The sequence below is a fragment of the Paramagnetospirillum sp. genome (genome assembly GCF_058402745.1).
The window spans coordinates 97,072-122,103 of record NZ_JBZVFI010000011.1; the positions used below are offsets into that span (position 1 = coordinate 97,072).

Genomic DNA, 25,032 nt, shown 5'->3' on the forward strand with positions numbered 1-25,032 from the left:
GCTTTCGTTTCGGGAGCTTGAGGGAATTATGGGCGAAGGCCCCCTGTTCGCCTACCGCGCCAAGGTCCAAAGCGGCGAGGTCCGGCCCGACGTCGCCCAGGAACTGGCCATGGAGAAGCTGCAAAGCCTCCATCACGCCCTGGCGCGCTACCGTCCCTCGCTGGGCGAGACCGGCTGGCTGGCCCGCTTCGGCCTGAAGAAGGCGGCGCCGGAATCGGCCTGGACCTGGGGCGGCGGCGACCTGGAGGCCCAGGCGGCGCCCAAGCACGGCCTCTACATCTTCGGCGAGGTGGGACGCGGCAAGTCCATGCTGATGGACCTGTTCTTCCACACCGCCTCCATCCCGGGCAAGAAGCGCGTCCACTTCCACGAGTTCATGCGCGACATTCACGCCGACATCCACAAATGGCGCCAGACGCCGTCCCGCGGCGATGCCGACCCCATCCCCAAGCTGGCCCGCTCCATCGCCTCGGAAGCCTGGCTGCTGTGCCTGGACGAGTTGCAGGTCACCGACATCGCCGACGCCATGATCGTCGGCCGGCTGTTCAAATGCCTGATGGATGACGGGGTGATCGTGGTCATCACCTCCAACCGCCATCCCAACGACCTCTACAAGGACGGGCTCCAGCGCGAGCGCTTCATTCCCTTCATCAAGCTGATTCAGGACAAGCTGGACATCCTGGAACTGAACTCGGACCGCGACTACCGTTTGGGCCGCAAGCGCGGCCTGCAGGTCTATCACGCCCCGCTGGACGAATCCTCGGATGCGGCGCTGGAGATGGCCTTCGCGCGGCTGACCGAAGGTGCCAGCGCCATTCCCCACACCATCGAGGTCAATGGCCGGCAATTGCGCATCCCCCTGGCCGCCGTGGGCGTCGCCCGCTTCTCCTTCGCCCAGTTGTGCGGCACGGCGCTGGGTCCCAGCGACTACCTGGCGCTGGCGTCGCGCTACCACACCCTGGTGCTGTCCGACATCCCGCTGCTGTCGCCCGCCAACAAGGACGAGGCAAGGCGCTTTGTCACCCTGGTCGATGCGCTTTACGAGCACAAGGTGACCCTGATCTGCTCGGCGGCCGCACCGCCGGAAACCCTGTACCCCGAGGGCGTCGGCGCCTTCGAGTTCCAGCGCACCGTATCGCGCCTGATGGAGATGCAGGCGGAAGATTATGTGATGCGGGAGTGGGTGGGGTAGCCCCGCACTGTATACAATTTAAAATTGCCGTTGTCGTTGATAGAATTTTCCATCCGGGTATATACTCCTGGCAAACAACTGCCTGGAGTTGCGCCCAATGGGGGGATGGCTAACTTTTACTCAGAATGACGTAATCTTAACAATTTCCCGGGGAGCAGCCTGGTGGATCGTGGCCGCCTTGGTCATCCTGATCGCAGGCATCCCGTTTGCCTGGTATGGAGGCGAGGGCAAACAGCAGCGGCTCGACCGAGAAAGGCAACTTGACCGGGCCGGAAAACTCCATGGAGCCCCAGAGTCCCAGCCCAGCGCAAGGCATGTCAGGGATATTAATTGGGGCCCTGCGATGCATGAGGCGATGGAAATTCTCATCGTGATCCTCGTTCTTGGAGTTGCCGTGCAACTGGGCACGGATATCGCTTCATCCGGCGACAAGGCCAAACTGGCAGATACCGTTTCCACCCGCACATCCCTGCTCGCCTTTCTGGTGGTTGGATTGCTGATCTGCAGCAAATGGGTTGGAACCATGCGCGGCAGGGTCGAATCCGACAATAAGAGCCTGAATGAAGAGTTGGCTCGCTTTGAGGCAAAAGTCGCGATCCTGGATCTGGTGACCAGCCCCACTAAGAGACAGTCAGATAAGGCAGATGAGGTAAAGAAGCTCTTGGCGAGGCTATAGATCCGTGGACAACGACTCATCAATTCCATCGGTTCGAATTCTAGGCCATATCGCACGCGCATTTGACGGCATCAGAAAAGGCCGCAGTCGTATTTTATTTTTATTATTGATTATATTCTCACTCTTAATTCAGCCAACCCTTACCCTCCTCAATCTTGCCCCCACTATTTCCACAAAGGAAAAAACAATCGCCAACGCCGTCAAGAAGGATGGCACGGAGGCTGTCAGGCAGCCAGTTCTCTCGGCTGGCAAGCAGGCTCCACAGACACACCCCAGAATTACTCCCGTCACCCTCACACTCCCCGCCCGCCCCAATCTGTCGCTTTATTTTTCCAAGGGGGAGTGCGTTCACCCCTTGGCGGTCTGCCCCCCGGGAGTTGGCTGCCAAGTCCCCGGCAAGGAGGCCGCAAGCGAGCGTGAGGCTTGCCCCCGGCGAACAGGCAGCGAAACATTGCTGCTGCCTGACGTTGTTCCGGATTATCTGCGCCCCCACTCCGAAGGACGCAACCTCAAGGTGGAGGCCAAGGGATATTGGGGTGGCCAAGCCGAAGCCAGGGAAGCCGCATGGACACGCGCGATAAATACCTGCGCCGCCGTAACTCGAAAGTGGCCCTGGATAAGCTGCATAGAAACCATTGAGAACGTTGCCCCAGGCCCGCTCAGCCGCCGGATCGAGTTGATCCCGACGTGCTAGGCAAACATTGTATGCAACTTTTCCGCACTTTTATTGTTTATAAAAACACGGTATCAAGGAGACACATGAAGGCAACTTCTGCCTTGATTTGCATTATGCCACTCCATCTGTCGCATTGCGTCAAACGGATTGTAGCGGACATGAAACGGCTTATTTCAACTCTTGGCACGTTCGCAGTTTGCGCAGCCCTAGTCGGCTGCACCGCAGACCAACTCCGGAAAGACGCTATTCGGGTCTTGGGTGGCATAGACGCATCAGATCGCCCCCCTCCGAGGCCATCCGAGCCTGACGCTTCACCATCGCCTCCAGCCCGCAATGCCGCTCCCTCTCAGGCCAACGATGGACATCTGTCGCCGCCCCTGACAGCCGAACGCATCCGAGAGGGCCACACCAGCCGCATGATCGGTCTGGACCGCATCGTCGCCACCCTGCCCAAGGTTGCGGATGCCGAACTCAGGGGGGATTGGCTGAAGCAAGGTGTCGGCGGCCAAGCCGAACCGGTAGCAAGGCTTTCCTTTAACAACCGCGTATTCTTCGACACGGACAGTGACAGAGTCCTGCGCGACGCAGAGGCCATAATTTCCGCGATCTCCCGTGTCATTACATCGGACCAGACCAAGCCGCAGATCATGGTCATTGGCCACACGGATTCTCAGGGCAGTGACGTCTATAATCTTGAATTGTCGCGTCGCAGGGCCGAGTCGGTTGCCGCGCAACTGATTCTCCACGGAGTTCCTCACCCGCAAATTCAATTGGTCGGAATGGGAGAGGCGCAGCCCGTGGCATCCAACCGGACTCCGAACTGTAGAGCGCAGAATAGGCGGGTGGAGTTCCTGATTTCCGCCCGGCAAGACACCAACGACGCAGCACTTGCGACCCCATCACAGCCACCTTGCCCCAACTGCACCACCCGAACCGTCGAAGTGGCGGTTGCCTCGGTGACCGCGGAGGGCATCCCCGTTTCACCTCCCCGCATGCTGGCGATTCCCAGTTATGTCCGAGACAGCGGCTTTCCGGCGGCAGTGCCCCCCCTGCCCCCCGCCCCCACGCAGCCTGCGCCCCCGGCTCCCCCCCAGTCGTCGCCCCCGCCGGTTCAAGCCGAGCCAGCCCCCGCGCCCAAGCCTGCGCCTCAGCCGGATACGGCTTCCTCGCCAGCGTCCGGCCTTCCGGCGCGGCGGGTTGCCCAACTCAAGCCGGCTTCGGCAACCACCCTGACCCAGGAGGAGCGAGCCGCCATGGTGCGCCTGGGTATTCTGCCATCCCATTGAGCCCGTGCTGAAGCCTGCGGAGAAGCCCCATGTCCAGTGACCTGATCAACCTGGTGAACGACCTGATATCGGATGATCCGCTGGCGAGCATCACCGCCAAGGCTAGCCCGGACTTGCTGGAGGAAACCGTCTCCAGGGATATCGAGACCGCCATAGACGACGAAATGCTTCTCGACGAGCACGGGCACACCCAAGGCATGAAAAGCTATGTGGTCCTCCCCATTCTTGAAGCCATCGGGACTTGGCAGAAGCGTTATCGCGAGGTCATGCATGCACTGCAGCTTCGACAGGAGCGCGTCTCGGCGGAGTTCAGTTACGAGGCGGGGCGGCAGCGCCTCAATGCCGATCGCAAGGCCAAGGAGGGGGCCGCACAAACGGAACACACCAGCCATCCGCGCTACAAGGAACTGCTAAGCAGGGTGGCGACAACGGAAAAGCGGTACAAAGACATGCTGGCGGAAAACCGGGGCAAGATCCCGCACGGCTATTCGCGAGTATACTACATCATTCCGCTTATGCTGGTCGGCCTGTCGGAATGGTTCATCAATTACCCGACCTTCCGTGAAGCCTACGCACCATTTTTCGCAATGGCGGCAACGGCCATCATTGCCGTCTCATTTGCCGCAGCCAGCCACTTTCACGGCCTGGTTCTCAAGCAACGCTTACGGATGTTCAACAAATCCGTGGACCAGCGCGAGCGCATCCAAACCATTGCCGTCATCAGCTTGGTGACTTTCTTCTTCCTCATCGCCCTGGGAACGGTCACCTACGAACGGTACGGCTTCATATCCGCCCAATTCGGACTGAGCTCCGGACTGGGGCCGGATGTTCTGGGCAATGGCCGAGCCACGGAATCGGTTGAGGGCAGACTGCTTCAGACGGTCATTCTCAATGTTCTGGTCTGGTTCGCCGGATGCCTGGTGTCATATTTCTTCCACGACCCCATTCCGAACTTCAACGAAGCCCGACTCGATGCGCAGCGGGCCCAGGATGAGCTGGAGAAGTTCAACCGCCAACTTGCCACCAAACGAGAGCAAATCGCCGCGCAATTCCTCGAGGCCGAGGCCATTCTTGACAATCAGGCGCGGGATCAGAACGACCAGCTGCGCACCATTCGCGGTCTGCGGGAAAAACTGATGAACGCCCGGGTCAACATACTGCGTTCAGCCAGCCAGCAGATCAACGCCAACCTGGCGGCATACCGAAATGCCCTGGTCACCGGAGCGACCCGCCAGAAGCGACCGCTGGTATTCGGCCCCAATCGCCTGCCTCTGGCACGGTTCAATACGGAGCGCCTGGAGTACCCGGCAGCTGAATTGCAGGCCTACTTCCCCGAGTCCTAAGTCCCGACGCAACTATTGTCGCAGGATCCAGCCATGATCATCAACAAAATCGCATCCTCCATCCTGCTGTGCCTGGGCCTGGGCGCGGCGTCAGCCACGGCGGCGGAAGTGGAATCCCGGGTCTTCAACAAGAGCGGCATCGAATCGTGGTGCAACCAGGCATCACCTCGCCAGACCGTCATCTATGTGGATGAGAGCATCATTTCACAAGGGGACGACAAGTGGGCCCGCCAGATTCTGAACAAGGTTCATTTCGCCCCGAGGGAACGGGTGCAGGTCGTCGCCTTGCGGGCCGAAGCGGGCATCGCGGAGCAGCGGTTCAGCCTTTGCTATCCCGACTACAGCAGCGCCGAGTTGGAGGACCTCCGGCGGGGCCAGAAAATCAGCGAGATCTTCACCGGAACCCCAATGGACCAGATGAAGCAGGCCCGCGAACAATTCGAACGCGGCTTCCGCGTCGCCCTGTCCTCCTTCATCGTCAAGGGACAGGGAGGCGGGATCATGCCAATCCAGGGCGGAGCGCTCCCCGACAAGTCCATCGCCGAAGCGATGTTCTATGACGAGAAGCGCTTTGCCACGGAAAACGGCGTCTCACGCTTGATCGTGTTCTCGGACATGCTGCAGAACAGCCAGTCTTTCCAGCCAGCAAAGGCAAGCGACCCCGTCGCCATGGGCGCCGATGCCGCCAAGCGGTATGCCATGCGTTTCAATCTGGCCGAAGTTCACATCTTCGGAATCGGAAGCACGGTTCCGGCCGGAGATCCCGTCAACCGCAAGATGGAGGCATTCTGGCGATCGTTCCTCCATGCCAATGGAGCCTATCTGGAGCAATTCTCCAACACCTTGAACCTCGGCGATTCGCGAAGCATTTCGGTCAAACGTTGGCGCGGGGCTTTGGCCGTGGGCGATCTCCATTCCGAGGTGAACCTGCGGGCCATGACCGACGAATCCGGAGCCCTGACCAACAGCTGGCTGATCGTCAACAACACTGGCGGCCTCCCTCTCGAAGGCAAGGAGAAGTGTGTTGAAGGCGGTTGCGAGATCAGCGCCAGACTGCGGACCGATGTGGGAGCCTTCAAACGCGGCGACGTTCTGCTGCTCCGCGGCAACGCCAAGGAAATGCGGGGAAGCCTCAAGGATCCCGCCGGGGCGAAGTTCTCGGATGGAAAGCCGGCAGAGTACTCCATCGGGCTCATCCGCGACGATACCGCGCGCTTCTGAGGAGCCCCCACCCCCACGGGCAGGTAATATCCCCCTCCGGGTAGGTTTTCCTATAACGAGTCCAAAGCATTATCGCCTTGGTCCTACCGCTTCGTCCCCAGTGTTCGGAAATCCCAAGGTTTCCCGGCGGAGCGGGTTTGCGCGCGGCGCATGCCAATCCGCTTGCCCTTGGGCGCGAATCGCGTTACCTAAGCCCCCCAGGCCATTTTCGCGCGCGCGGCGCGCCCCACCCGTTCGTCTAGAACCATCTCACGATTTCGAGGGAACTCCATCCATGGCACGCAAGAAGATCGCTCTCGTAGGGTCCGGCAACATCGGCGGCACGCTCGCCCACCTGATCGGCCTCAAGGAACTGGGTGATGTCGTCATGTTCGACATCGCCGAGGGCATCCCCCAGGGCAAGGGCCTCGACATCTTCGAGTCCACCCCGGTCGAGGGCGTGGACTGCCGCTATTCCGGCGCCAATGACTACTCGGCGATCAAGGGCGCCGACGTGGTGATCGTCACCGCCGGCGTGCCCAGGAAGCCCGGCATGAGCCGTGACGACCTGGTCGGCATCAACCTGAAGGTCATGGCCGCCGTCGGCCAGGGCATCAAGGAGAACTGCCCCAACGCCTTCGTGATCTGCATCACCAATCCGCTGGACGTGATGGTCTGGGCGCTGCAGCACTATTCGGGCGTGCCCGCCAACATGATCGTCGGCATGGCCGGCGTGCTGGATTCGGCCCGCTTCCGCACCTTCCTGGCGGAAGAGTTCAACGTCTCGGTCGAGGACGTCACCGCCTTCGTGCTGGGCGGCCACGGCGACACCATGGTTCCCCTGGTCCGTTACTCCACCGTCGCCGGCATTCCGCTGCCCGACCTGGTGAAGATGGGCTGGGTCACCCAGGAGAAGCTGGACAAGATCGTGCAGCGCACCCGTGACGGCGGCGCCGAGATCGTCAACCTGCTGAAGACCGGCTCGGCCTACTACGCCCCCGCCGCCTCGGGCGTGGTGATGGCCGAATCCTTCCTGAAGGACAAGAAGCGCGTCCTGCCCGTCGCCACCCTGGTCAAGGCCGGCACCTACGGCCAGCCCGACGACGTGTTCGTCGGCGTGCCGGTGGTGATCGGCGAGAAGGGCGTGGAGCGCGTGGTCGAGATCGAGCTGAACGCCGCCGAGCAGGCCGAGTTCAACAAGTCGGCCGACGCCGTTCGTGGCCTGGTCAAGGTCGCCAAGGGCCTGATGGGCTAATCGATACGACACTCAAGGGGAGCAAGACCCGATGAACATTCATGAGTATCAAGGCAAGCAGGTGCTGGCCAAGTACGGCGTCGCCGTGCTGAAGGGCGGCGTCGCCTACACCCCCGACGAGGCGGTGCAGGTTGCCAAGGAACTGGGCGGCCCGGTGTGGGTCGTGAAGTCGCAGATCCATGCCGGCGGCCGCGGTGCCGGACGCTTCAAGAACGACCCCAACGGCAAGGGCGGCGTCCGCGTCGTCAAGTCGGTCGAAGAAGTGAAGAGCAATGTCGATCAGATGCTGGGCCAGATCCTGGTCACCAAGCAGACCGGTCCGGCGGGCAAGGAAGTCAAGCGCGTCTACATCGAGCAGGGCTGCGACATCAAGCGCGAGCTGTACCTGTCCATGCTGGTCGACCGCGCCACCTGCCGCGTCACCATCGTCGCCTCCACCGAGGGCGGCATGGAGATCGAGGAAGTGGCCCACAAGAACCCCGAGAAGATCCTGAAGGTCGCCATCGACCCGGTCGAGGGCTTCCAGCAGTACCACGGCCGCCAGATCGCCTTCGGCCTGGGCCTCGAGGGCAAGCAGGTCAACACCTGCGTCAAGTTCGTCGGCGCGCTGTACAAGGCCTTCATGGACCTGGACTGCTCCATCGTCGAGATCAACCCGCTGGTGGTCACCGGCGCCGGCGAGCTGATCGCTCTCGACGCCAAGGTGAACTTCGACGACAACGCGCTGTTCCGTCACAAGGACATCGAAGAGCTGCGTGACGAGTCCGAGGAAGACCCGGCCGAGCTCGAAGCCGCCCGCCACAGCCTGAACTACATCAAGCTGGATGGCCAGATCGGCTGCATGGTCAACGGTGCCGGCCTGGCGATGGCCACCATGGACATCATCAAGCTGTACGGCTCCGAGCCGGCCAACTTCCTCGACGTCGGCGGCGGCGCCACCAAGGAGCGCGTCACCACCGCCTTCAAGCTGATCCTGTCCGATCCCAACGTCGAAGGCATCCTGGTCAACATCTTCGGCGGCATCATGCGCTGCGACGTCATCGCCGAAGGCGTTGTCGCCGCCGCCCGCGAAGTCTCGCTGAACGTGCCCCTCGTCGTGCGCCTGGAAGGCACCAACGTCGAGCTGGGCAAGAAGATCATGGCGCAGTCGGGTCTGCCGATCATTGCCGCCGACAACCTCGCCGATGCCGCCGAGAAGGTGGTGAAGGCCGTGAAGGAGGCTGCATAAAAATGGCCGTTCTCGTTAATTCCAACACGAAGGTGATCTGCCAGGGCTTCACCGGAGCCCAGGGCACCTTCCACTCCGAGCAGGCCATCGCCTACGGCACCAAGATGGTTGGCGGCGTGACCCCCGGCAAGGGCGGCACCACCCACCTGGACCTGCCGGTGTTCAACACCGTCGCCGAGGCCAAGGCCAAGACCGGCTGCAACGCGTCCGTGATCTACGTGCCGCCGCCCTTCGCCGCCGACGCCATCCTGGAAGCCATCGACGCCGAGATCGAGCTGGCCGTCTGCATCACCGAGGGTATCCCGGTGGCCGACATGCTGGCCGTCAAGCGGGCGCTGCAGGGCTCCAAGACCCGTCTGATCGGGCCGAACTGCCCCGGTGTCATCACCCCCGGTGAGTGCAAGATCGGCATCATGCCCGGTCACATCCACCAGCGCGGCAAGATCGGCATCGTGTCCCGTTCGGGCACCCTGACCTACGAAGCGGTGGCGCAGACCACCGCCACCGGTATGGGCCAGACCACCTGCATCGGCATCGGTGGCGACCCCATCAACGGCACCAACTTCGTGGACAGCCTGGAGCTCTTCCTGGCCGACCCCGAGACCCAGGCGATCATCATGATCGGCGAGATCGGCGGCGACGCCGAGGTCCAGGGCGCCGAGCTGCTGAAGCGCTCCAAGGTGAAGAAGCCGACCGTCGGCTTCATCGCCGGCCGTACCGCTCCGCCCGGCCGCCGCATGGGCCATGCCGGCGCGGTGATCTCGGGTGGCAACGACACCGCCGACTTCAAGGTGGAAGCCCTGTTGTCCGCCGGCATCGCCGTCGCCGACTCGCCCGCCTCGCTGGGCTCGACCATGGTGAAGCTCCTCAAGGGCTGAACCGCTTAGTACCAAACGGTCCGGCGCGTCGCCGGAGCGCCGGACCGCCGGTGCGTCGGACCGTTTTTAATAATAATAAGAAAGCAGTTTGCGCCGTTAACGAGCGGCGCCCGGCGGCGCCGCCCGGCCCAAGCACGAAAGGGACGCGGGCAAGAACCTGCGTCGAATCCCGAACATGACAAAGCAGTTCGACGAATCGTCCTTTCTGAGCGGCGGCAACGCCGTCTTCATCGCCGAGCTTTACGCCCGCTATCTGGAAGACCCCTCCTCGGTGGATTCCTCGTGGGTGGCCTTCTTCCAGGATCTGAAGGACGACGGCTCCGCGCTCATTCAGGACTTCAAGGGCACCGCCAGCGCGCGGCGCGACGTCAAGATCATCGGCGCCATCGATCCCGAGGCCGCCGCCGCCGCTGCCGCCGCCGCCAAGAAGGCGGGCAAGGACGGCGCCAAGGCCGCCCCCGCCCCGGCGGTCGATCCGGCCGCCATCCGCCAGGGCCAGATCGATTCGATCCGCGCCCTGATGCTGATCCGCTCGTATCGCGTGCGCGGCCATCTGATGGCCAAGCTCGACCCGCTGGGCCTCACCAAGCCCGAGCAGCACCCCGAGCTGGACTACCGCACCTACGGGTTCACCGATGCCGATCTCGACCGCGAGATCTTCATCGACCACGTGCTGGGCCTGGAGACCGCCACGCTGCGCTCCATCGTCAGCATCGTGCAGGAAACCTACTGCTCGAACATCGGCGTCGAGTTCATGCACATCCAGGACCCCGACCAGAAGGCCTGGATTCAGAAGCGCATCGAATCGATCCACAACCGCACCGACTTCACGGCGCGCGGCAAGACCGCCATCCTGGAGCGCCTGACCGAGGCCGAGGGCTTCGAGCGTTTCCTGCAGATGAAGTACACCGGCACCAAGCGCTTCGGCCTGGAAGGCGGCGAGTCCGTCATTCCGGCGCTGGAGCAGATCCTCAAGCGCGGCAGCCAGCTGGGCGTCGACGAGGTGGTGCTGGGCATGGCCCACCGCGGCCGTCTCAACGTGCTGGCCAATTTCATGAAGAAGCCCTACCAGGCCATCTTCTCGGAATTCCAGGGCAACGCCGCCAACCCGGAAGACGTCCAGGGCTCGGGCGACGTGAAGTACCACCTGGGCACCTCCGCCGACCGCGATTTCGACGGCAAGGTGGTCCACCTGTCGCTGATGCCCAATCCCAGCCACCTGGAAGTGGTCGGCCCGCTGGTGGTCGGCAAGGTGCGCGCCAAGCAGACCCAGTTCGGCGATACCGAGCGCAAGCGGGTGATGGGCATCATCCTGCACGGCGACGCCGCCTTCGCCGGCCAGGGCGTGGTGCCCGAGACCATGCTGCTGTCGCAGCTCAAGGGCTACTGCACCGGCGGCACCATGCACATCATCATCAACAACCAGATCGGCTTCACCACCGCGCCGCAGTACTCGCGCTCCGGCCCCTATTCGTCGGACGTGGCCAAGGGCTTCCAGGCCCCGGTGTTCCACGTCAACGGCGATGACCCCGAAGCCGTGGTGCACGTGGCCCGCATCGCCACCGAGTACCGCCAGGAATTCGGCGCCGACGTGGTGATCGACATGGTCTGCTACCGCCGCCACGGCCACAACGAGTCGGACGAGCCGGCCTTCACCCAGCCGCAGATGTACCGCAAGATCGCCGCTCACCCCACCACGCGGGCCATCTACATGGAGAAGCTGGTGGCCGAGGGGACGCTGTCGCGCTATGACGCCGACGCCATCTTCGCCAATTTCCAGGCCCGCCTGGAGCAGGACTACGAAGCGGCCAAGAGCTTCAGGGTCAACAAGGCCGACTGGCTGGAAGGCAAGTGGCAGGGCCTGGCCCAGTTGGCCGAGGAAGAAGAGTTCCGCGAGGAGAAGACCGGCGTCTCCGCCGACATCCTCAAGGAAGTGGGGCACGCGCTGGCCACCACTCCCGAGGGCTTCAACGTCAACAAGAAGATCGTCCGCCAGCTGGCCGCCAAGAAGGACATGGTGGACAAGGGCGAGGGCATCGACTGGGCGACCGCCGAGGCCCTGGCCTTCGGCACCCTGCTGGTGGAGGGCAACCCCGTCCGCCTGTCGGGGCAGGATTGCGGGCGCGGCACCTTCTCGCAGCGCCATTGCCGTCTGACCGACCAGGAGACCGAGGACCGCTTCGAGCCCCTGAACCACATCCGCCCCGGCAACCAGGCCTATTTCGAGGTCATGGACAGCCCGCTGTCGGAAGAGGCGGTGCTGGGCTTCGAATACGGCTACTCCCAGGCCGAGCCCAACACGCTGACCCTGTGGGAAGGCCAGTTCGGCGACTTCGCCAACGGCGCCCAGGTGATCATCGACCAGTTCATCAACTCGGGCGAGTCCAAGTGGCTGCGCATGTCGGGTCTGGTGATGCTGCTGCCCCACGGCTATGAAGGCCAGGGGCCGGAGCATTCCTCGGCCCGCTGGGAGCGCTATCTCCAGCTCTCCGCCGAGGACAACTGGCAGGTCTGCAACATCACCACCCCGGCCAACTACTTCCACGCTCTGCGCCGTCAGCTGCGCCGCAACTTCCGCAAGCCGCTGATCATCATGACGCCGAAGTCGTTGCTGCGTCACAAGCTGTGCGTCTCCAAGCTGGACGACCTGGTCACCGGCTCGCGCTTCCGCCGCGTGCTGCCCGAGACCGAGAATCTGGTCGCCGATGCCAAGATCCGCCGGGTGCTGCTGTGCTCGGGCAAGGTCTATTACGATCTGCTGGAGGAGCGCACCAAGCGCGGTCTCAAGGACGTGGCCATCATCCGCGTCGAGCAGCTCTATCCCTGGCCCAAGGACACCATCAAGGCCCAGCTCGCCCGCTATCCCAACGCCGAATTGCTGTGGGTGCAGGAAGAGCCGGCCAACATGGGCCCATGGACCTTCGTCGACCGCCGTATCGAGTTCATCTGCGAGGAACTCGACATCAAGGCGAGGAAGGCCCTGTACTGCGGACGCCGCGCCGCCGCGTCGCCCGCCACCGGCCTGTACAAGACCCACGTGGCCGAACAGGAATGGATCACCGGCATGGCGCTGACCGGCGAACTGGTCACCCTGCCCCAGCCGTTCCGCCGCGCTTCCAAGCTCTCCCGCCTGACCGCCTAGAAAGGGGAAACCAAGAAAATGACCACCGAAATCAAGGTGCCCACCCTGGGCGAGTCCGTCACCGAAGCCACCGTCGCCAAGTGGTTCAAGAACGTGGGCGATGCCGTCCGCGCCGATGAGCCCCTGGTCGAGCTGGAAACCGACAAGGTCACCGTCGAGGTCAACGCGCCGGCCGCCGGCACCCTGACCGACATCGTGGCCGCCGCCGGCGCCACCGTGGAAGTGGGCGCCCTGCTGGGCGTGCTCGGCGCCGCCGGTGCCGCCGCCGCCGCCGCGCCGGCCCCCAAGGCCGCCGCCCCGGCTCCGGCCGCGGCTCCCGCCGCCGCCCCGGCCGCTCCCGCCGTCATGCCGTCGGCCAAGAAGATCGCCGCCGATTCCGGTGTCGATACCTCGGCCATCGCCGGCACCGGCAAGGACGGGCGCGTCACCAAGGGCGACGTGCTGGCCGCCGCCGCCGCGCCCGCCGCCGCCCCGGCTCCCGCCAAGCCCGCCGCTCCGTCGGGACCGCGCGCCAAGGCCGACCGCGAGGAGCGGGTCCGCATGACCCGCCTCAGGAAGACCATCGCCGGCCGCCTGAAGGAAGCCCAGAACACCGCCGCCATGCTGACCACCTTCAACGAGGTGGACATGGGCGCGCTGTTCGACCTCAGGAACCAGTACAAGGACCAGTTCGAGAAGCGCCACGGCGTCAAGCTGGGCTTCATGTCCTTCTTCGTGAAGGCCTGCGTCGCCGCGCTGAAGGACTGGCCCGCCGTCAACGCCGAGATCGACGGCGAGGATCTGGTCTACAAGAAGTACTACGACATCGGCGTGGCCGTGGGCACCCCCCAGGGCCTGGTGGTGCCGGTGCTGCGCGACGCCGACCAGCTGTCCTTCGCCGGGGTCGAGCAGGGCATCGCCAACCTGGGCAAGAAGGCCCGCGACGGCAAGCTCAGCATGGAAGACCTGATGGGCGGCACCTTCACCATCTCCAACGGCGGCGTCTACGGCTCGCTGATGAGCACCCCCATCCTCAACACGCCCCAGTCGGGCATCCTGGGGATGCACAAGGTGCAGCAGCGCCCCATGGTCATGCCCGACGGCAAGATCGAGGCGCGGCCCATGATGTACCTGGCGCTCTCCTACGACCACCGCATCATCGACGGCCGCGAGGCGGTGTCGTTCCTGGTGCGCGTCAAGGAGTGCATCGAGGACCCGCAGCGCATCCTGCTCGAGATGTAGGATCAGCCACGCTTAACCGTCATGGCCGGACTTGATCCGGCCATCCATGGACCCCCGGACCAAGTCCGGGGGTGACGCTCTGCCAGGGGACGAACCAATGTCCGAGAACTCTTTCGACGTCGTCATCATCGGCGGTGGCCCCGGCGGCTATGTCGCCGCCATCCGCGCCGCCCAGCTGGGCCTGAAGACCGCCTGCATCGAGAAGCGCGGCAGCCTGGGCGGCACCTGCCTCAACGTCGGCTGCATTCCCTCCAAGGCGCTGCTGACCGCGTCCCACCACTACCACGCCGCCGCCCACGAGCTGGGCGCCTTCGGCATCAAGGTCGGCAAGGTCGAGATGGACGTGGCCGGCATGATGGGCCACAAGGACAAGGTGGTGTCCGACAACACCAAGGGCATCGAGTTCCTGTTCAAGAAGAACAAGGTGACCTACATCGTCGGCGCCGGCGCCATCACCGCCCCGGGCCAGATCGAAGTGACCGCCAAGGACGGCGCCAAGTCCAATGTCGCCGCCAGGCACATCGTCATCGCCACCGGCTCCGAGGTCACTCCGCTGCCCGGAGTGGAGATCGACGAGGACGTGATCATCTCGTCCACCGGCGCGCTGGCCCTCGCCAAGACCCCCAAGCACATGGTGGTCATCGGCGGCGGCGTCATCGGCCTGGAACTGGGCACCGTCTGGGGCCGCCTGGGCGCCAAGGTCACCGTGGTGGAATTCCTCGACCGCATCCTGCCCTTCAACGACGGCGAGGTCTCCAAGCAGATGCAGCGCCTGCTGGGCAAGCAGGGCATGGAGTTCAAGCTGGGCACCAAGGTCACCGGCATCGCCAGGAAGGGCAAGACCGCCACCGTCACCGTCGAGCCCGCCGCCGGCGGTACGCCTGAGAAGATCGAGGCCGATTGCGTCCTGGTGGCCATCGGCCGCCGGCCGTTCACCGACGGCCTGGGCCTGGACAAGGTCGGCGTCGCCATGGACAAGCGCGGCTTCGTCCAGATCGACGGCCACTTCCGCACCAACGTGCCCGGCATCTACGCCATCGGCGACGTGGTCGGCGGCGCCATGCTGGCCCACAAGGCCGAGGAAGAGGGCGTCGCCCTGGCCGAGATCCTGGCCGGCCAGCACGGCCACGTGAACTACGACGCCATCCCGGCGGTGGTCTACACCTGGCCGGAAGTGGCCTCGGTGGGCAAGACCGAGGAGCAGCTGAAGGCCGAGGGCATCGCCTACAAGGCCGGCAAGTTCCCCTTCACCGCCAACGGTCGGGCGCGGTCCATGAACGAGGTCGACGGCTTCGTCAAGGTGCTGGCCTGCGCCACCACCGACAAGGTGCTCGGCGCCCACATCGTCGGCCCCAACGCCGGCGACCTGATCGCCGAAGTGGTCCTCGCCATGGAATTCGGCGCGGCCTCCGAAGACATCGCGCGCACCTGCCACGCCCATCCGGGCCTGGGCGAAGCGGTCAAGGAAGCCTGCCTCGCCGTGGACGGCCGCCCGCTGCACACGTAGTTTTTTCGTTCCCTATGCGGAAAGGGCGCCCGTGATAGGGCGCCCTTTTTGTATCGGAACGGGAAGGAAAGCCCTGAATTGGCAATTTTTGCCATTCTCCACTATGATGGCGACGGATCAAGGAGTCGCCCCATGGCCACCATGAATATCAGCCTTCCTGACAATCTGGTCTCCTTCGTTGAGCAGGAGGTGGCGGCCGGAGGCTATTCGTCGCAGAGCGAAGTGGTGCGCGAGGCTCTTCGCCTGCTTCACCGTGAGAAGGCACTGGAGCAGGAGAAGCTCGAGATGCTCCGCCGTGCCGTCATGGTCGGTGTCGAGGACTGGCGGCTGGGCCGGCTGGACGAACGCCCCATCGCCACGATCCTGGATGAGATGGGTGGGGATGAGGGGTGAACGGCTATCGGGTTACCGAAGCCGCGAAGCAGGATTTCAAGGCGGTCCTCCGGCAGACCAAGGAGCAATTCGGCTCAATCCAGCGGGATACATATAAGCGGCTGATCGCAAAGGCCGTCGAGATGATCGCCGACGAGCCCGAACGCGGCGGATCCTGGGACCGGAGTACCATTCTCCCCGGACTGCGCGCCTTTCACCTGGAGAACGCGGCGGGTAGAGCCGGCGTAGCGGCACATATGCTGTATTACGCCATGGAGCGACAGCGCGATGGTTCATCACTCGTTGTCATCCTGCGTCTGCTCCACGAAGGAATGGAGCCAAGGGTGCATCTCACCCACGGCCCGGTCTGAACCGGCCTATTACGCCATCCCCCGCATCCGCAGATAATCCGAATAGGCGGCGTCGTGGGTCAGGATGTGGTCGCAGAGCCAGCGCTTGAGCAGGTCCAGCAGTTCGTCCGCCACCTGATCGGGGCCGGAGATCATCAGGCGCTCGATCAGGGCGTCCAGCTGGAAGATCAGGTATTCGTGCTCGTAGCGGTGGGCTTCAAGCCCGGGATAGCCCGTCTGTTCCATGCCGTGCTGTTCGCGGGCGAAGTGTTCGCGGGTGAACAGGCACAGATCGGCCACCGCCTGGGTGACCATGTCGGCGCCCAGGCGGGCGGCCGAGAAGATCTGGTTCATCAGGGTGAACATCTCGCGATGGTCGTCATCCTCCTGCCCGGCGTGGACAAGAAGATCATCAGACCACTCGATCTTATCGTTCCCCCATGAAACAATCCGATTCGAGGCCATATGAAAGGGTCCTCCCTCTCCCACGAGGCGCCCACCGAGCCCCCCAAGGCTCCCCTCTACGGTATACACCCGATACGAGAATTGAAACGGGACAAAAGTCATGGATCATTGCGGTGAGTGACTCCCCTTCCCTGGGCGCCAGGGCCGTCTTCTGCCTGTGCGCCGCGGAAGTGCTGACCATGGTGGGGGTGTTCGCCTTTCCCGCTTTGCTGCCCGATTTCGTCGCCGCCTGGGCTCTGTCCAATACGGAAGCCGGGTGGATTTCCGGGGTGCTGTTCGCCGGCTATACGATGGCGGTGCCGGTGCTGACCACCATGACCGACCGGGTGGACGCCAAGAAGGTTTATCTGTTCGGCGCCCTGGTGGCGGGAGTCTCGTGCCTGCTCTACGCCGTGGCGGCCGAGGGCTTCTGGTCGGCGCTGGTCTTGCGCTTCCTGGCGGGAATCGGACTGGCCGGCACCTACATGCCGGGGCTGAAGGCCCTGGTCGATCGCACCAGGGGGCCGAAGCAGGCCCGCTGGATCAGCTTCTACACCGCCAGCTTCTCGCTCGGCACCAGCGGGTCGTTCATGGTCATCGGCGCCATCGCCGAGTTCTGGGGGTGGAAGGCGGCCTTCGCCCTGGGCGGCATGTGCGCCCTGGCCGCCTTCGTCCTGGTCCTGGCCCTGCTGGACAGGGCCGAGCCCACGCCGCCCGCCCAGCCGGTCAATCCCTTCGATTTCGGCCCGGTGTTCCGCAACCGCGCCGCCATGGGCTATGTGCTGGGCTACGCCGCCCATGTGTGGGAGCTGTTCGGAGCCCGATCCTGGACGGTGGCCTTCCTCACCTGGGTCCTGGCCACCCAGCCCGACGCCGGGGGGATGTCCCCCACCTCCGCCGCCACGCTGGCCTCCCTGCTGGCCATGGGGTCATCCCTGGTCGGCGCCGACCTCGCCATCCGCTTCGACCGCCGCCGGGTCTGCGCCGCCGCCATGCTGTCGTCCGCCGTCATGGGCGCGGTCGTCGGCTTTTTGGGCGGACTGCCCTATGGCTGGGTGGTGGCGCTGATGCTGCTCTACAACGTGCTGATCCAGATCGATTCGGCGGCGTTGACCACCGGCGCGGTGATGGCGGCCGAGCCGGAGCGCCGGGGCGCCACCATCGCCATCCATTCCCTGCTGGGCTTCGGCGCCGGCTTCGTCGGGCCGCTGGCCTTCGGCATGGTGCTGGACCATGCCGGCGGCGGAACCTCGTCCCAGGCCTGGGGGCTGGCCTTCGTCTCCATGGCAGTGGTTGGAGCCTTGGGGCCGCTGGCTCTCAGACTCAGATGAGCCGCAGGATCATCACGTTCCCCTCGCCCGCCCGATAGACCAGCCGCCAGGGCAGGCCGGGCAGCGGAAGCTCGCTTGTGCCGGCCGCCGCGCCGTCCCGGCCGCGTTCGGGGAACTCGGCCAGGCAATCGGCGGATTCGGCGATCAGGCGGCCGATGCGCCTGGCGGCCTCGCCGCTCAGGCCGCTCCGCAGCCGGAACAGATCGGTCAGGGCCGTGTCGGACCAGCGGATCATCTCAGCAAGACCCCGGCGGCCCGGATTCACCCTCGCCGCCCCAGCCCAGCAGCCACAGCCGGACCCTGGCGTGGTCGGCGGACAGGCCGGGAACCGCGCCGAACTCGCCTTCCCCCGCCGCCCGGATCACCGCCTCCCTGGCCGCCATCCGCTCGTCCTCGGCATCGAGGTGAGAGCGCAGCGCCCGCTCCAGAAGCGCCGCCGCGTCGCCGCCATCCGCCGCCAGCCGCTCCTCCACCCGGCGGGCCAAGGCGTCGTCGAGAACCAGCTGAACCGTCCGGGGCATGGGCACCTCCTGCAAGGGCCTGCATAGTACAGCCCCTTGCCGCCCCTGTGCATTAGGCATACGCTCATACTTCCGGTTGATGGTGCCATGGGGGGATGGAACATGTTCGAGGCCGCCGAACTGGGACGCAAGATCTCGCGCGAGGATTTCGACGCCATGGCGCCGGCCCTGCGCACCGAGCTCCTGGACCTGCAGCAGCAGCTGCGCGAGGCTGATTTTCCCGTCATCGTGCTGTTCGCTGGCGTCGATGGCGCCGGCAAGAACGAGACGGTCAACCTTCTGAACGAATGGATGGACCCGCGCTGGATCGTCACCCGCGCCTATGGCCCGCCGTCGGACGAGGAGCGCGAGCGCCCCGAATACTGGCGCTACTGGCGCGACCTGCCGCCCAAGGGCAAGGTCGGGCTGTTCATGTCGTCGTGGTACCACCACCCCCTGATCGACCGGGTCAACGACAAGATCACCGGCGCCGAACTGGACGAGCGGCTGGACCGCATCGTCCATTTCGAGAAGACCCTGGCCGACGAGGGCGCCCTGATCCTCAAGTTCTGGATGCACCTGTCGCAGAAGGCCCAGAAGAAGCGCCTGAAAAGCCTGGAGAAGGACCCGCTCACCGCCTGGCAGGTGACCCGCCAGGACTGGGAGCACTGGGAGATGTACGACAAGTTCATCGCCGCCGCCGAACGCCTGATCATGCACACCAGCAAGGGCCACGCCCCCTGGCAGATCGTCGAGGGCGCCGATGCCCGCTACCGCTCGGCGGTGGTGCTGCAGACCCTGAAGGAGGCCATCACCAAGCACTTCGCCAAGCGCGAGGCGGTGAAGAAGGTCAACGCCGAGATCAAGGGCAAGGCCAAGGCCACGAAATCCTCGGAACCCGCCGCCCTGGCCTCGCAGCCCTCCATCCTGTCGTCGCTGGACATGAGTCTGGCCATCGAGGGCGCCGAATACAATCAGGCGCTGCAGGAGCAGCGGGCGCGGCTCGCCCACCTCTACCACGCCGCCAAGGAGCGAGGCGTCTCCACCGCCCTGGTGTTCGAGGGCTGGGACGCCGCCGGCAAGGGCGGCACCATCCGCCGCCTGACCAACGCGCTGAACGCGCGGGACTATCAGGTCATCCCCATCGCCGCCCCCACCGAGGAGGAGCGCGCCCAGCACTACCTCTGGCGCTTCTGGCGCCACATCGCCCGGGCGGGGCGCGTCACCGTGTTCGACCGCTCGTGGTACGGCCGCGTCCTGGTTGAGAGGGTCGAAGGCTTCTGCACCGAGGAAGCCTGGCGCCGCGCCTATGGCGAGATCGTCGATTTCGAGAGTCAGCTGACCGACCACGGCATCGTCATGTGCAAGTTCTGGCTGCACATCACCGCCGAGGAACAGCTGGCCCGCTTCAACGCCCGCGGCGAGATCGAATACAAGAAATGGAAGCTGACCGACGAGGATTGGCGCAACCGCGAGCAATGGGGCGTCTACGAACAGGCGGTCAACGACATGGTGGAAAGGACCTCCACCACCAACGCCCCCTGGACCCTGGTCGAGGCCAATTCCAAGAACTATGCCCGCGTCAAGGTGATGCGCACCGTGGCCGACGCCCTGGAGGCCGCCTTGGGGAAAAATGGCAAGAAGCGAAAACCATAGAAAAATTATTGAGTCCTTTGGATATGCAAATCCTATCCGACAGAGGTAATAGACACAAATCGGCCATTGACTGCCGGTTTATTCCTACATAAAAACCCTTACGAATGGGGGGAAGAGTGCGCTAAGCACCAATTCCCGCGCAGGTAGGGGGGTTACATGAAGATCGCGATCCGACTGTGGCTGATCGTGGCCACCGCGCTGTGTGGCATCGCCGCCGTGGTGGCCGCCAGCCTGACCCAGATGAACCACGACCTGATGGATGATCGCGAGGTCAAGACCCGCCATATCGTCGAGGTCGGCCAGTCGCTGCTCGCCCATTTCGAGGAGATGGAGCGCGCCGGCAAGCTCAGCCGCGAGGAAGCCCAGGCCGCCGCCCTGGCCGCCGTGTCCAAGCTGCGCTACGAGGGCAGCGAGTACCTTTGGGTGCACCGCCTGGATCAGTCGGTGATGCTGTCCCACCCCAACGCCAAGTTGATCGATCAGCCCATCCTGGACATGAAGGACCCCACCGGCCTGTTCCTGTTCCGCGAGATGAACCGGACCGTCGCCGAGAAATCCGCCGGCTTCGTCTACTACATGTGGCCCAAGCCCGGCGCCACCGAGCCGGTGAACAAGCTGTCCTACGTCAAGGGCTTCACCCCCTGGGGCTGGGTGATCGGCAGCGGCATCTACATCGACGACGTCTCGGCCGCCTTCCGGGCCAGCGCCCTGCGCTTCGGCACCGCCGCCCTGGCCGTCCTCGCCCTGGTCTGGCTGATCGCCGCCTGGGTGGGACGCGGCATCACCCGCCCCTTGCGCGACGTCACCGCCGCCCTGGAGCGCCTGACCAACGACGACCACGGGGTCGAGATCCGCCACACCGAACGGGTCGACGAGATCGGCGCCCTGGCCCGCGGCCTGAAGGTGTTCCAGAAGCACATCGAGGCCGCCGCCGAGGCCGCCGCCGAGAAGCTCCGCCAGCAGGAGGCCGACCTTGCCCGCCAGCGCCGCATCGAGCGGCTGACCGCCGAGTTCGACGCCAAGGTGGCCGGCGTCATCAAGTCGGTGGGCGCCGCTGCCGCCCAGATGCAGTCCACCAGCCAGTCCATGTCGGCCATCGCCGACCAGACGGCGCGGCAATCCACCGCCGTGGCCGCCGCCGCCAACCATGCCGCCATGAGCGTGCAGACGGTGGCCGCCGCCACCGAGGAACTGCACGCCTCGGAGGCCGAGATCGCCCGTCAGGTGGAGGTCTCCACCGCGCGGTCGCGCACCGCCGTCGAGGAGGCCGAGCGCTCCAGCGAGATCGTCGCCGGCCTCAATTCCGCCGCCGGCCGCATCGGCGAGGTGGTGGCGCTGATCAACGACATCGCGTCGCAGACCAACCTCCTGGCCTTGAACGCCACCATCGAGGCGGCGCGGGCCGGTGAAGCCGGCAAGGGCTTCGCCGTCGTCGCCAACGAGGTCAAGACCCTCGCCAACCAGACGGCACGGGCCACCGACGAGATCACCTCCCAGATCGGCGAGGTGCAGTCCGCCGCCACCCAGGCCGCCGACGCCATCGCCGCCATCGTGCGCACCATCGCCGAGATCGACGAGACCTCGTCGGTGGTGGCCATCGCCGTGGACCAGCAATCGGCCGCCACCACCGAAATCGCCCGCAGCATCGAGCAGGCCGCCACCGGCACCGCCGAGGTGTCGGGCAATATCGGCGAGGTCAGCGACGCCGCCCGCCATGCCGGGGCCACCGCCTCGGAAGTGCTGGCGGCGGCGGCGGAGCTCACCGGCCAGGCCGACGCGCTGCGCACCGAGGTGGAGACCTTCCTCGACGCCATTCATCGCGGGGAAAAGGCGCCGCACCTGCATCTGGTGGCGGCGGAGTAGCCTTTGCGGGCGGGACGCCCGCGCTCCATGACGGCACAGGTATCGGAGCGCGGGCGTCCCCGCCCGCTACTCCCCGCCGCAACTCCCTGGCCTAACCCTGGCGCGACAGCACGAACAGGCCCTGGTCGGCGAACAGGTTGGCGATGCCCTCGCAGGATGGAATGGGCATGGTCTTGCCGTTGCGGTCCAGCGGAATGGACCGCTCCACCGTGATTCCCAGATCCCGGCACAGATCCAGGAAGTCGCGGATGGTGCAGAAGTGGATGTTGGGGGTGTCGTACCACTCGTAGGCCAGGGTGTCGGTCACCGGCATGCGGCCCCGGGCCAAAAGGTGCAGCCGCACCCGCCAATGGCCGAAATTGGGAAACGACACGATGGCGCGACGTCCGATGCGCAGCATGTGGCTGAGCACGGTGCGCGGCTCGTAGGTGGCCTGCAGCGTCTGGCTGAGAATCACGTAGTCGAAGGCGCCCGAGGGATAATCCTTGAGGTCGGTGTCGGCGTCGCCCTGGATCACCGACAGGCCGTGCGACACCGCCGCCGACACGCCGGCCATGGACAGCTCGATGCCGCGCCCGTCCACGTTCTTGGTGCGGCCCAGCCAGTCCAGCAGGGCGCCTTCGCCACAGCCCACGTCCAGCACCCGCGAGCCGGGCTCCACCATGTCGGCGATCAGCTTGAGATCGACGCGCAGATTGCCGTTGGAGACGGTCATCATCGCACCGCGCCCCCATCGTTGCGCGGCAGGCCGCGATGGGCGGCGGCGCCCTCGAGGAAACCGGTGAGCGTGGCGTGGAATTCGGGCTCGTCCAGCAGGAAGGCGTCGTGGCCCTTGTCGGACTTGATCTCCACGAAGCTGACATTGGCCGCCACCGCGTTCAGCGCATGCACCACCGCACGGCTTTCCGAGGTGGGGAACAGCCAGTCGCTGGTGAAGCTGACCACGCAGAAGCGGGTGCGCGTGCCGCGGAAGGCGTTGGCCAGCACGCCCCCGTTCTCGGCGGCCAGGTCGAAGTAATCCATGGCCCGGGTGATGTAGAGATAGGAATTGGCGTCGAAGCGGTCCACGAAGGTGGAACCCTGGTGGCGCAGATAGCTCTCCACCTGGAAATCGGCGTCGAAGCCATAGGTGATGGTGTCGCGGTTCTGCAGGTTGCGGCCGAATTTCTGGTGCAGCGCCGGCTCGGACAGATAGGTGATGTGCGCCGCCATGCGCGCCACCGCCAGCCCGCGATGGGGCCGCTTGCCCTGTTGCAGGTAATTGCCGTCGCACCAGTCGGGGTCGGCCATGATGGCCTGGCGCCCCACCTCGTGGAAGGCGATGTTCTGGGCCGAGTGACGGGCCGCCGCCGCGATGGGAATGGCCGAGAACACCCGCTCGGGATAGGACTGGGCCCATTTCAGCACCTGCATGCCGCCCATGGAGCCGCCGACCACGCAGAACAGCTGGTCGATGCCCAGATGATCCACCAGACGGGCCTGGACCTTGACCATGTCGCCGATGGTGATCACCGGGAAATCCAGGCCCCAGGGCTTGCCGCTGGCGGGATTGTCGTCCATGGGCCCGGTGGTGCCCATGCAGCCGCCCAGCACGTTGGAGCAGATCAGGAAATAGCGGTCGGTGTCGAACACCCGGCCCGGCCCCACCAGTTCGTGCCACCAGCCGGGCTTGCCGGTGATGGGGTGGGGATCGGCGACGTAATGGTCGCCGGTGAGCGCGTGGCAGATCAGGATGGCGTTGGACCGGTCGGCGTTGAGCCGGCCATAGGTCTGGTAGGCCACGGTCACCGGCCCCAGATCGACGCCGCAATCGAGGCGAACCGGCCGGTCGCGCCCCAGTTCGACCTTGAGGCCGAGGGCGTTGGCGGAGACGGTCGGAACGGGCTCGCTCTGGGACATGGGATCACGCGCCGTGACGGGGAATGGATTAGCTATGGTCGCGGACGGGGACTGTCAACGTTTTCTTTGATTTCCGGGCCAAGCCGCACTAAACCTATCCCCCTTGGACCCACCATTTCCGGCCCCCTTTACCGCCATGACCCAGGACAGCGCCGCCCTCGAGCAGCTCCGTCGCGAAATTGATCGCATCGACGATCAGTTGCACGACCTGCTGATGCGTCGCACCGGGCTGGTGGAGCGCATCGCCGCCGCCAAGACCGACCGCAGGGTGACGCTGCGCCCGGGGCGCGAGGCGCAGATCCTGCGCCGGCTGGTGGCCCGCCACGGGGGAGAGTTCCCCAAGCTGGCCCTGGTGCGCATCTGGCGCGAGATCGTCGGCGCGCTGACCGGCCTGCAGGCGCCGCTCCACGTGGCCGTCCACGCCGCCGGCCGCTCCACCGCCGCCATCGAGCTGGCCCGCAATCATTTCGGCGTGGTGGCGCCGCTCACCGCCTTCCGCAGCCCCGGCCAGGTGGTGCGCGCCGTGGCCGACGGCCTCGCCACGGTGGGGGTCATCCCCCTGATTCCCGGCACCGAGGCCGCCGACGACGCCGAGCCGTGGTGGACCAGCCTGACCCTGGAAAGCGGCGACGCGCCCCGCGTGGTGGCCCGCCTGCCCTTCGCCCCCACCGCCTCGGTCAAGGGCTCGGCCGAGCCGCTGCAGGCCCTGGTCATCGCCTGTCGCGACCACGATTGCTCCGGCGACGACCGCACCCTGGCGGTGCTGGAGACCGGCCCCGACGTCAGCCGCGACCGCCTGCGCGCCATCCTGGCCGCCGGCGGGCTGGAGCCGGCCGAACTGCTGGCCATCCACCGCCATGGCGGCCAGTGGCTGCACATGGTCGAGATTCTGGGCCACGTCACCGCCGCCGATTCCCGCCTCGCCGCCCTGGTCGCGCCGAAAGACCCCGTCGGCCGCATCGCCATCGTCGGCGGCTACGCCACCCCCTTCGCGCCCGAGGCGCTCGCCTGAC

General features: G+C 65.3%; 23 protein-coding genes. 18 read left to right on the plus strand and 5 right to left on the minus strand.

Annotated features, from left to right (window positions below; translation table 11 throughout):
- The first annotated feature begins 28 nt into the window (after positions 1-28).
- From zapE to ACV4UZ_RS08660, 14 genes are all read left to right on the plus strand, one after another.
- On the plus strand, positions 29-1,192 hold the full coding sequence (gene zapE, locus ACV4UZ_RS08595) for a cell division protein ZapE (protein WP_491600479.1): 1,164 nt from the start codon (positions 29-31) through the stop codon (positions 1,190-1,192).
- A gap of 169 nt (positions 1,193-1,361) precedes the next feature.
- Positions 1,362-1,868, plus strand: coding sequence for a hypothetical protein (locus ACV4UZ_RS08600; protein ID WP_491600480.1), 507 nt, complete (start codon positions 1,362-1,364; stop codon positions 1,866-1,868).
- A 4-nt stretch (positions 1,869-1,872) separates the two neighbouring features.
- Positions 1,873-2,562, plus strand: a complete 690-nt coding sequence (locus ACV4UZ_RS08605) for a hypothetical protein (protein WP_491600481.1) — start codon at positions 1,873-1,875, stop codon at positions 2,560-2,562.
- Between the two features lie 398 nt (positions 2,563-2,960).
- Positions 2,961-3,830: an OmpA family protein gene (locus ACV4UZ_RS08610; RefSeq protein ID WP_491600482.1), complete on the plus strand. Its 870-nt coding sequence runs from the start codon at positions 2,961-2,963 to the stop codon at positions 3,828-3,830.
- 29 nt (positions 3,831-3,859) lie between these two features.
- Complete coding sequence (locus ACV4UZ_RS08615; protein ID WP_491600483.1) at positions 3,860-5,173, plus strand: hypothetical protein; 1,314 nt, start codon at positions 3,860-3,862, stop codon at positions 5,171-5,173.
- A gap of 33 nt (positions 5,174-5,206) precedes the next feature.
- Positions 5,207-6,394 carry a hypothetical protein gene (locus ACV4UZ_RS08620; RefSeq protein ID WP_491600484.1) on the plus strand — a complete coding sequence of 396 codons (1,188 nt, stop codon included), beginning with the start codon at positions 5,207-5,209 and terminating at the stop codon, positions 6,392-6,394.
- A 274-nt stretch (positions 6,395-6,668) separates the two neighbouring features.
- A complete protein-coding gene (gene mdh / locus ACV4UZ_RS08625; RefSeq protein WP_491600485.1) occupies positions 6,669-7,628 on the plus strand; it encodes a malate dehydrogenase in 960 nt (319 codons plus the stop codon).
- A 31-nt stretch (positions 7,629-7,659) separates the two neighbouring features.
- Positions 7,660-8,856 carry an ADP-forming succinate--CoA ligase subunit beta gene (gene sucC, locus ACV4UZ_RS08630; RefSeq protein WP_491600486.1) on the plus strand — a complete coding sequence of 399 codons (1,197 nt, stop codon included), beginning with the start codon at positions 7,660-7,662 and terminating at the stop codon, positions 8,854-8,856.
- Between the two features lie 2 nt (positions 8,857-8,858).
- A complete protein-coding gene (gene sucD, locus ACV4UZ_RS08635; protein ID WP_491600487.1) occupies positions 8,859-9,734 on the plus strand; it encodes a succinate--CoA ligase subunit alpha in 876 nt (291 codons plus the stop codon).
- Positions 9,735-9,909: 175 nt separating this feature from the next.
- Positions 9,910-12,876 (plus strand): 2-oxoglutarate dehydrogenase E1 component, encoded by a 2,967-nt coding sequence (locus ACV4UZ_RS08640; protein WP_491600488.1) that lies wholly within the window; start codon positions 9,910-9,912, stop codon positions 12,874-12,876.
- 18 nt (positions 12,877-12,894) lie between these two features.
- A complete protein-coding gene (gene odhB / locus ACV4UZ_RS08645; RefSeq protein ID WP_491600489.1) occupies positions 12,895-14,097 on the plus strand; it encodes a 2-oxoglutarate dehydrogenase complex dihydrolipoyllysine-residue succinyltransferase in 1,203 nt (400 codons plus the stop codon).
- 97 nt (positions 14,098-14,194) lie between these two features.
- On the plus strand, positions 14,195-15,604 hold the full coding sequence (gene lpdA / locus ACV4UZ_RS08650) for a dihydrolipoyl dehydrogenase (RefSeq protein ID WP_491600490.1): 1,410 nt from the start codon (positions 14,195-14,197) through the stop codon (positions 15,602-15,604).
- Between the two features lie 132 nt (positions 15,605-15,736).
- Positions 15,737-15,997 (plus strand): type II toxin-antitoxin system ParD family antitoxin, encoded by a 261-nt coding sequence (locus ACV4UZ_RS08655; RefSeq protein ID WP_491600491.1) that lies wholly within the window; start codon positions 15,737-15,739, stop codon positions 15,995-15,997.
- Positions 15,994-16,347 (plus strand): type II toxin-antitoxin system RelE/ParE family toxin, encoded by a 354-nt coding sequence (locus ACV4UZ_RS08660; protein ID WP_491600492.1) that lies wholly within the window; start codon positions 15,994-15,996, stop codon positions 16,345-16,347. The genes ACV4UZ_RS08655 and ACV4UZ_RS08660 overlap by 4 nt, the downstream gene beginning before the upstream one ends.
- 9 nt (positions 16,348-16,356) lie before the next feature.
- Here the strand turns inward: ACV4UZ_RS08660 and ACV4UZ_RS08665 are convergent, their stop codons facing one another.
- Complete coding sequence (locus ACV4UZ_RS08665; protein WP_491600493.1) at positions 16,357-16,893, minus strand: bacteriohemerythrin; 537 nt, start codon at positions 16,891-16,893, stop codon at positions 16,357-16,359.
- A gap of 11 nt (positions 16,894-16,904) precedes the next feature.
- Between ACV4UZ_RS08665 and ACV4UZ_RS08670 the strand changes: the two genes are divergently transcribed.
- On the plus strand, positions 16,905-18,101 hold the full coding sequence (locus ACV4UZ_RS08670) for an MFS transporter (protein ID WP_491600494.1): 1,197 nt from the start codon (positions 16,905-16,907) through the stop codon (positions 18,099-18,101).
- On the opposite strand, the gene ACV4UZ_RS08675 is transcribed toward ACV4UZ_RS08670, so the two are convergent.
- Positions 18,094-18,336 (minus strand): type II toxin-antitoxin system RelE/ParE family toxin, encoded by a 243-nt coding sequence (locus tag ACV4UZ_RS08675; RefSeq protein WP_491600495.1) that lies wholly within the window; start codon positions 18,334-18,336, stop codon positions 18,094-18,096. The genes ACV4UZ_RS08670 and ACV4UZ_RS08675 overlap by 8 nt on opposite strands.
- A 1-nt stretch (position 18,337) precedes the next feature.
- On the minus strand, positions 18,338-18,622 hold the full coding sequence (locus ACV4UZ_RS08680; RefSeq protein WP_491600496.1) for a transcriptional regulator: 285 nt from the start codon (positions 18,620-18,622) through the stop codon (positions 18,338-18,340).
- A 102-nt stretch (positions 18,623-18,724) separates the two neighbouring features.
- Between ACV4UZ_RS08680 and pap the strand changes: the two genes are divergently transcribed.
- Together pap and ACV4UZ_RS08690 are read left to right on the plus strand one after the other, a co-directional pair.
- Complete coding sequence (gene pap / locus ACV4UZ_RS08685; protein ID WP_491600497.1) at positions 18,725-20,257, plus strand: polyphosphate:AMP phosphotransferase; 1,533 nt, start codon at positions 18,725-18,727, stop codon at positions 20,255-20,257.
- 156 nt (positions 20,258-20,413) lie between these two features.
- Positions 20,414-22,120, plus strand: a complete 1,707-nt coding sequence (locus ACV4UZ_RS08690; protein ID WP_491600498.1) for a methyl-accepting chemotaxis protein — start codon at positions 20,414-20,416, stop codon at positions 22,118-22,120.
- A 91-nt stretch (positions 22,121-22,211) separates the two neighbouring features.
- Here the strand turns inward: ACV4UZ_RS08690 and metW are convergent, their stop codons facing one another.
- Positions 22,212-22,838, minus strand: coding sequence for a methionine biosynthesis protein MetW (gene metW, locus ACV4UZ_RS08695; RefSeq protein WP_491600499.1), 627 nt, complete (start codon positions 22,836-22,838; stop codon positions 22,212-22,214).
- Entirely contained in the window at positions 22,835-24,019 is a 1,185-nt protein-coding gene (gene metX / locus ACV4UZ_RS08700) for a homoserine O-acetyltransferase MetX (protein WP_491600500.1), read from the minus strand. Before metX ends, metW begins: the two co-directional genes overlap by 4 nt.
- Positions 24,020-24,155: 136 nt before the next feature.
- Here metX and ACV4UZ_RS08705 point away from each other — a divergent pair, with 136 nt between their 5' ends.
- Positions 24,156-25,031, plus strand: coding sequence for a chorismate mutase (locus tag ACV4UZ_RS08705; protein WP_491600501.1), 876 nt, complete (start codon positions 24,156-24,158; stop codon positions 25,029-25,031).
- Position 25,032 lies beyond the last annotated feature (1 nt).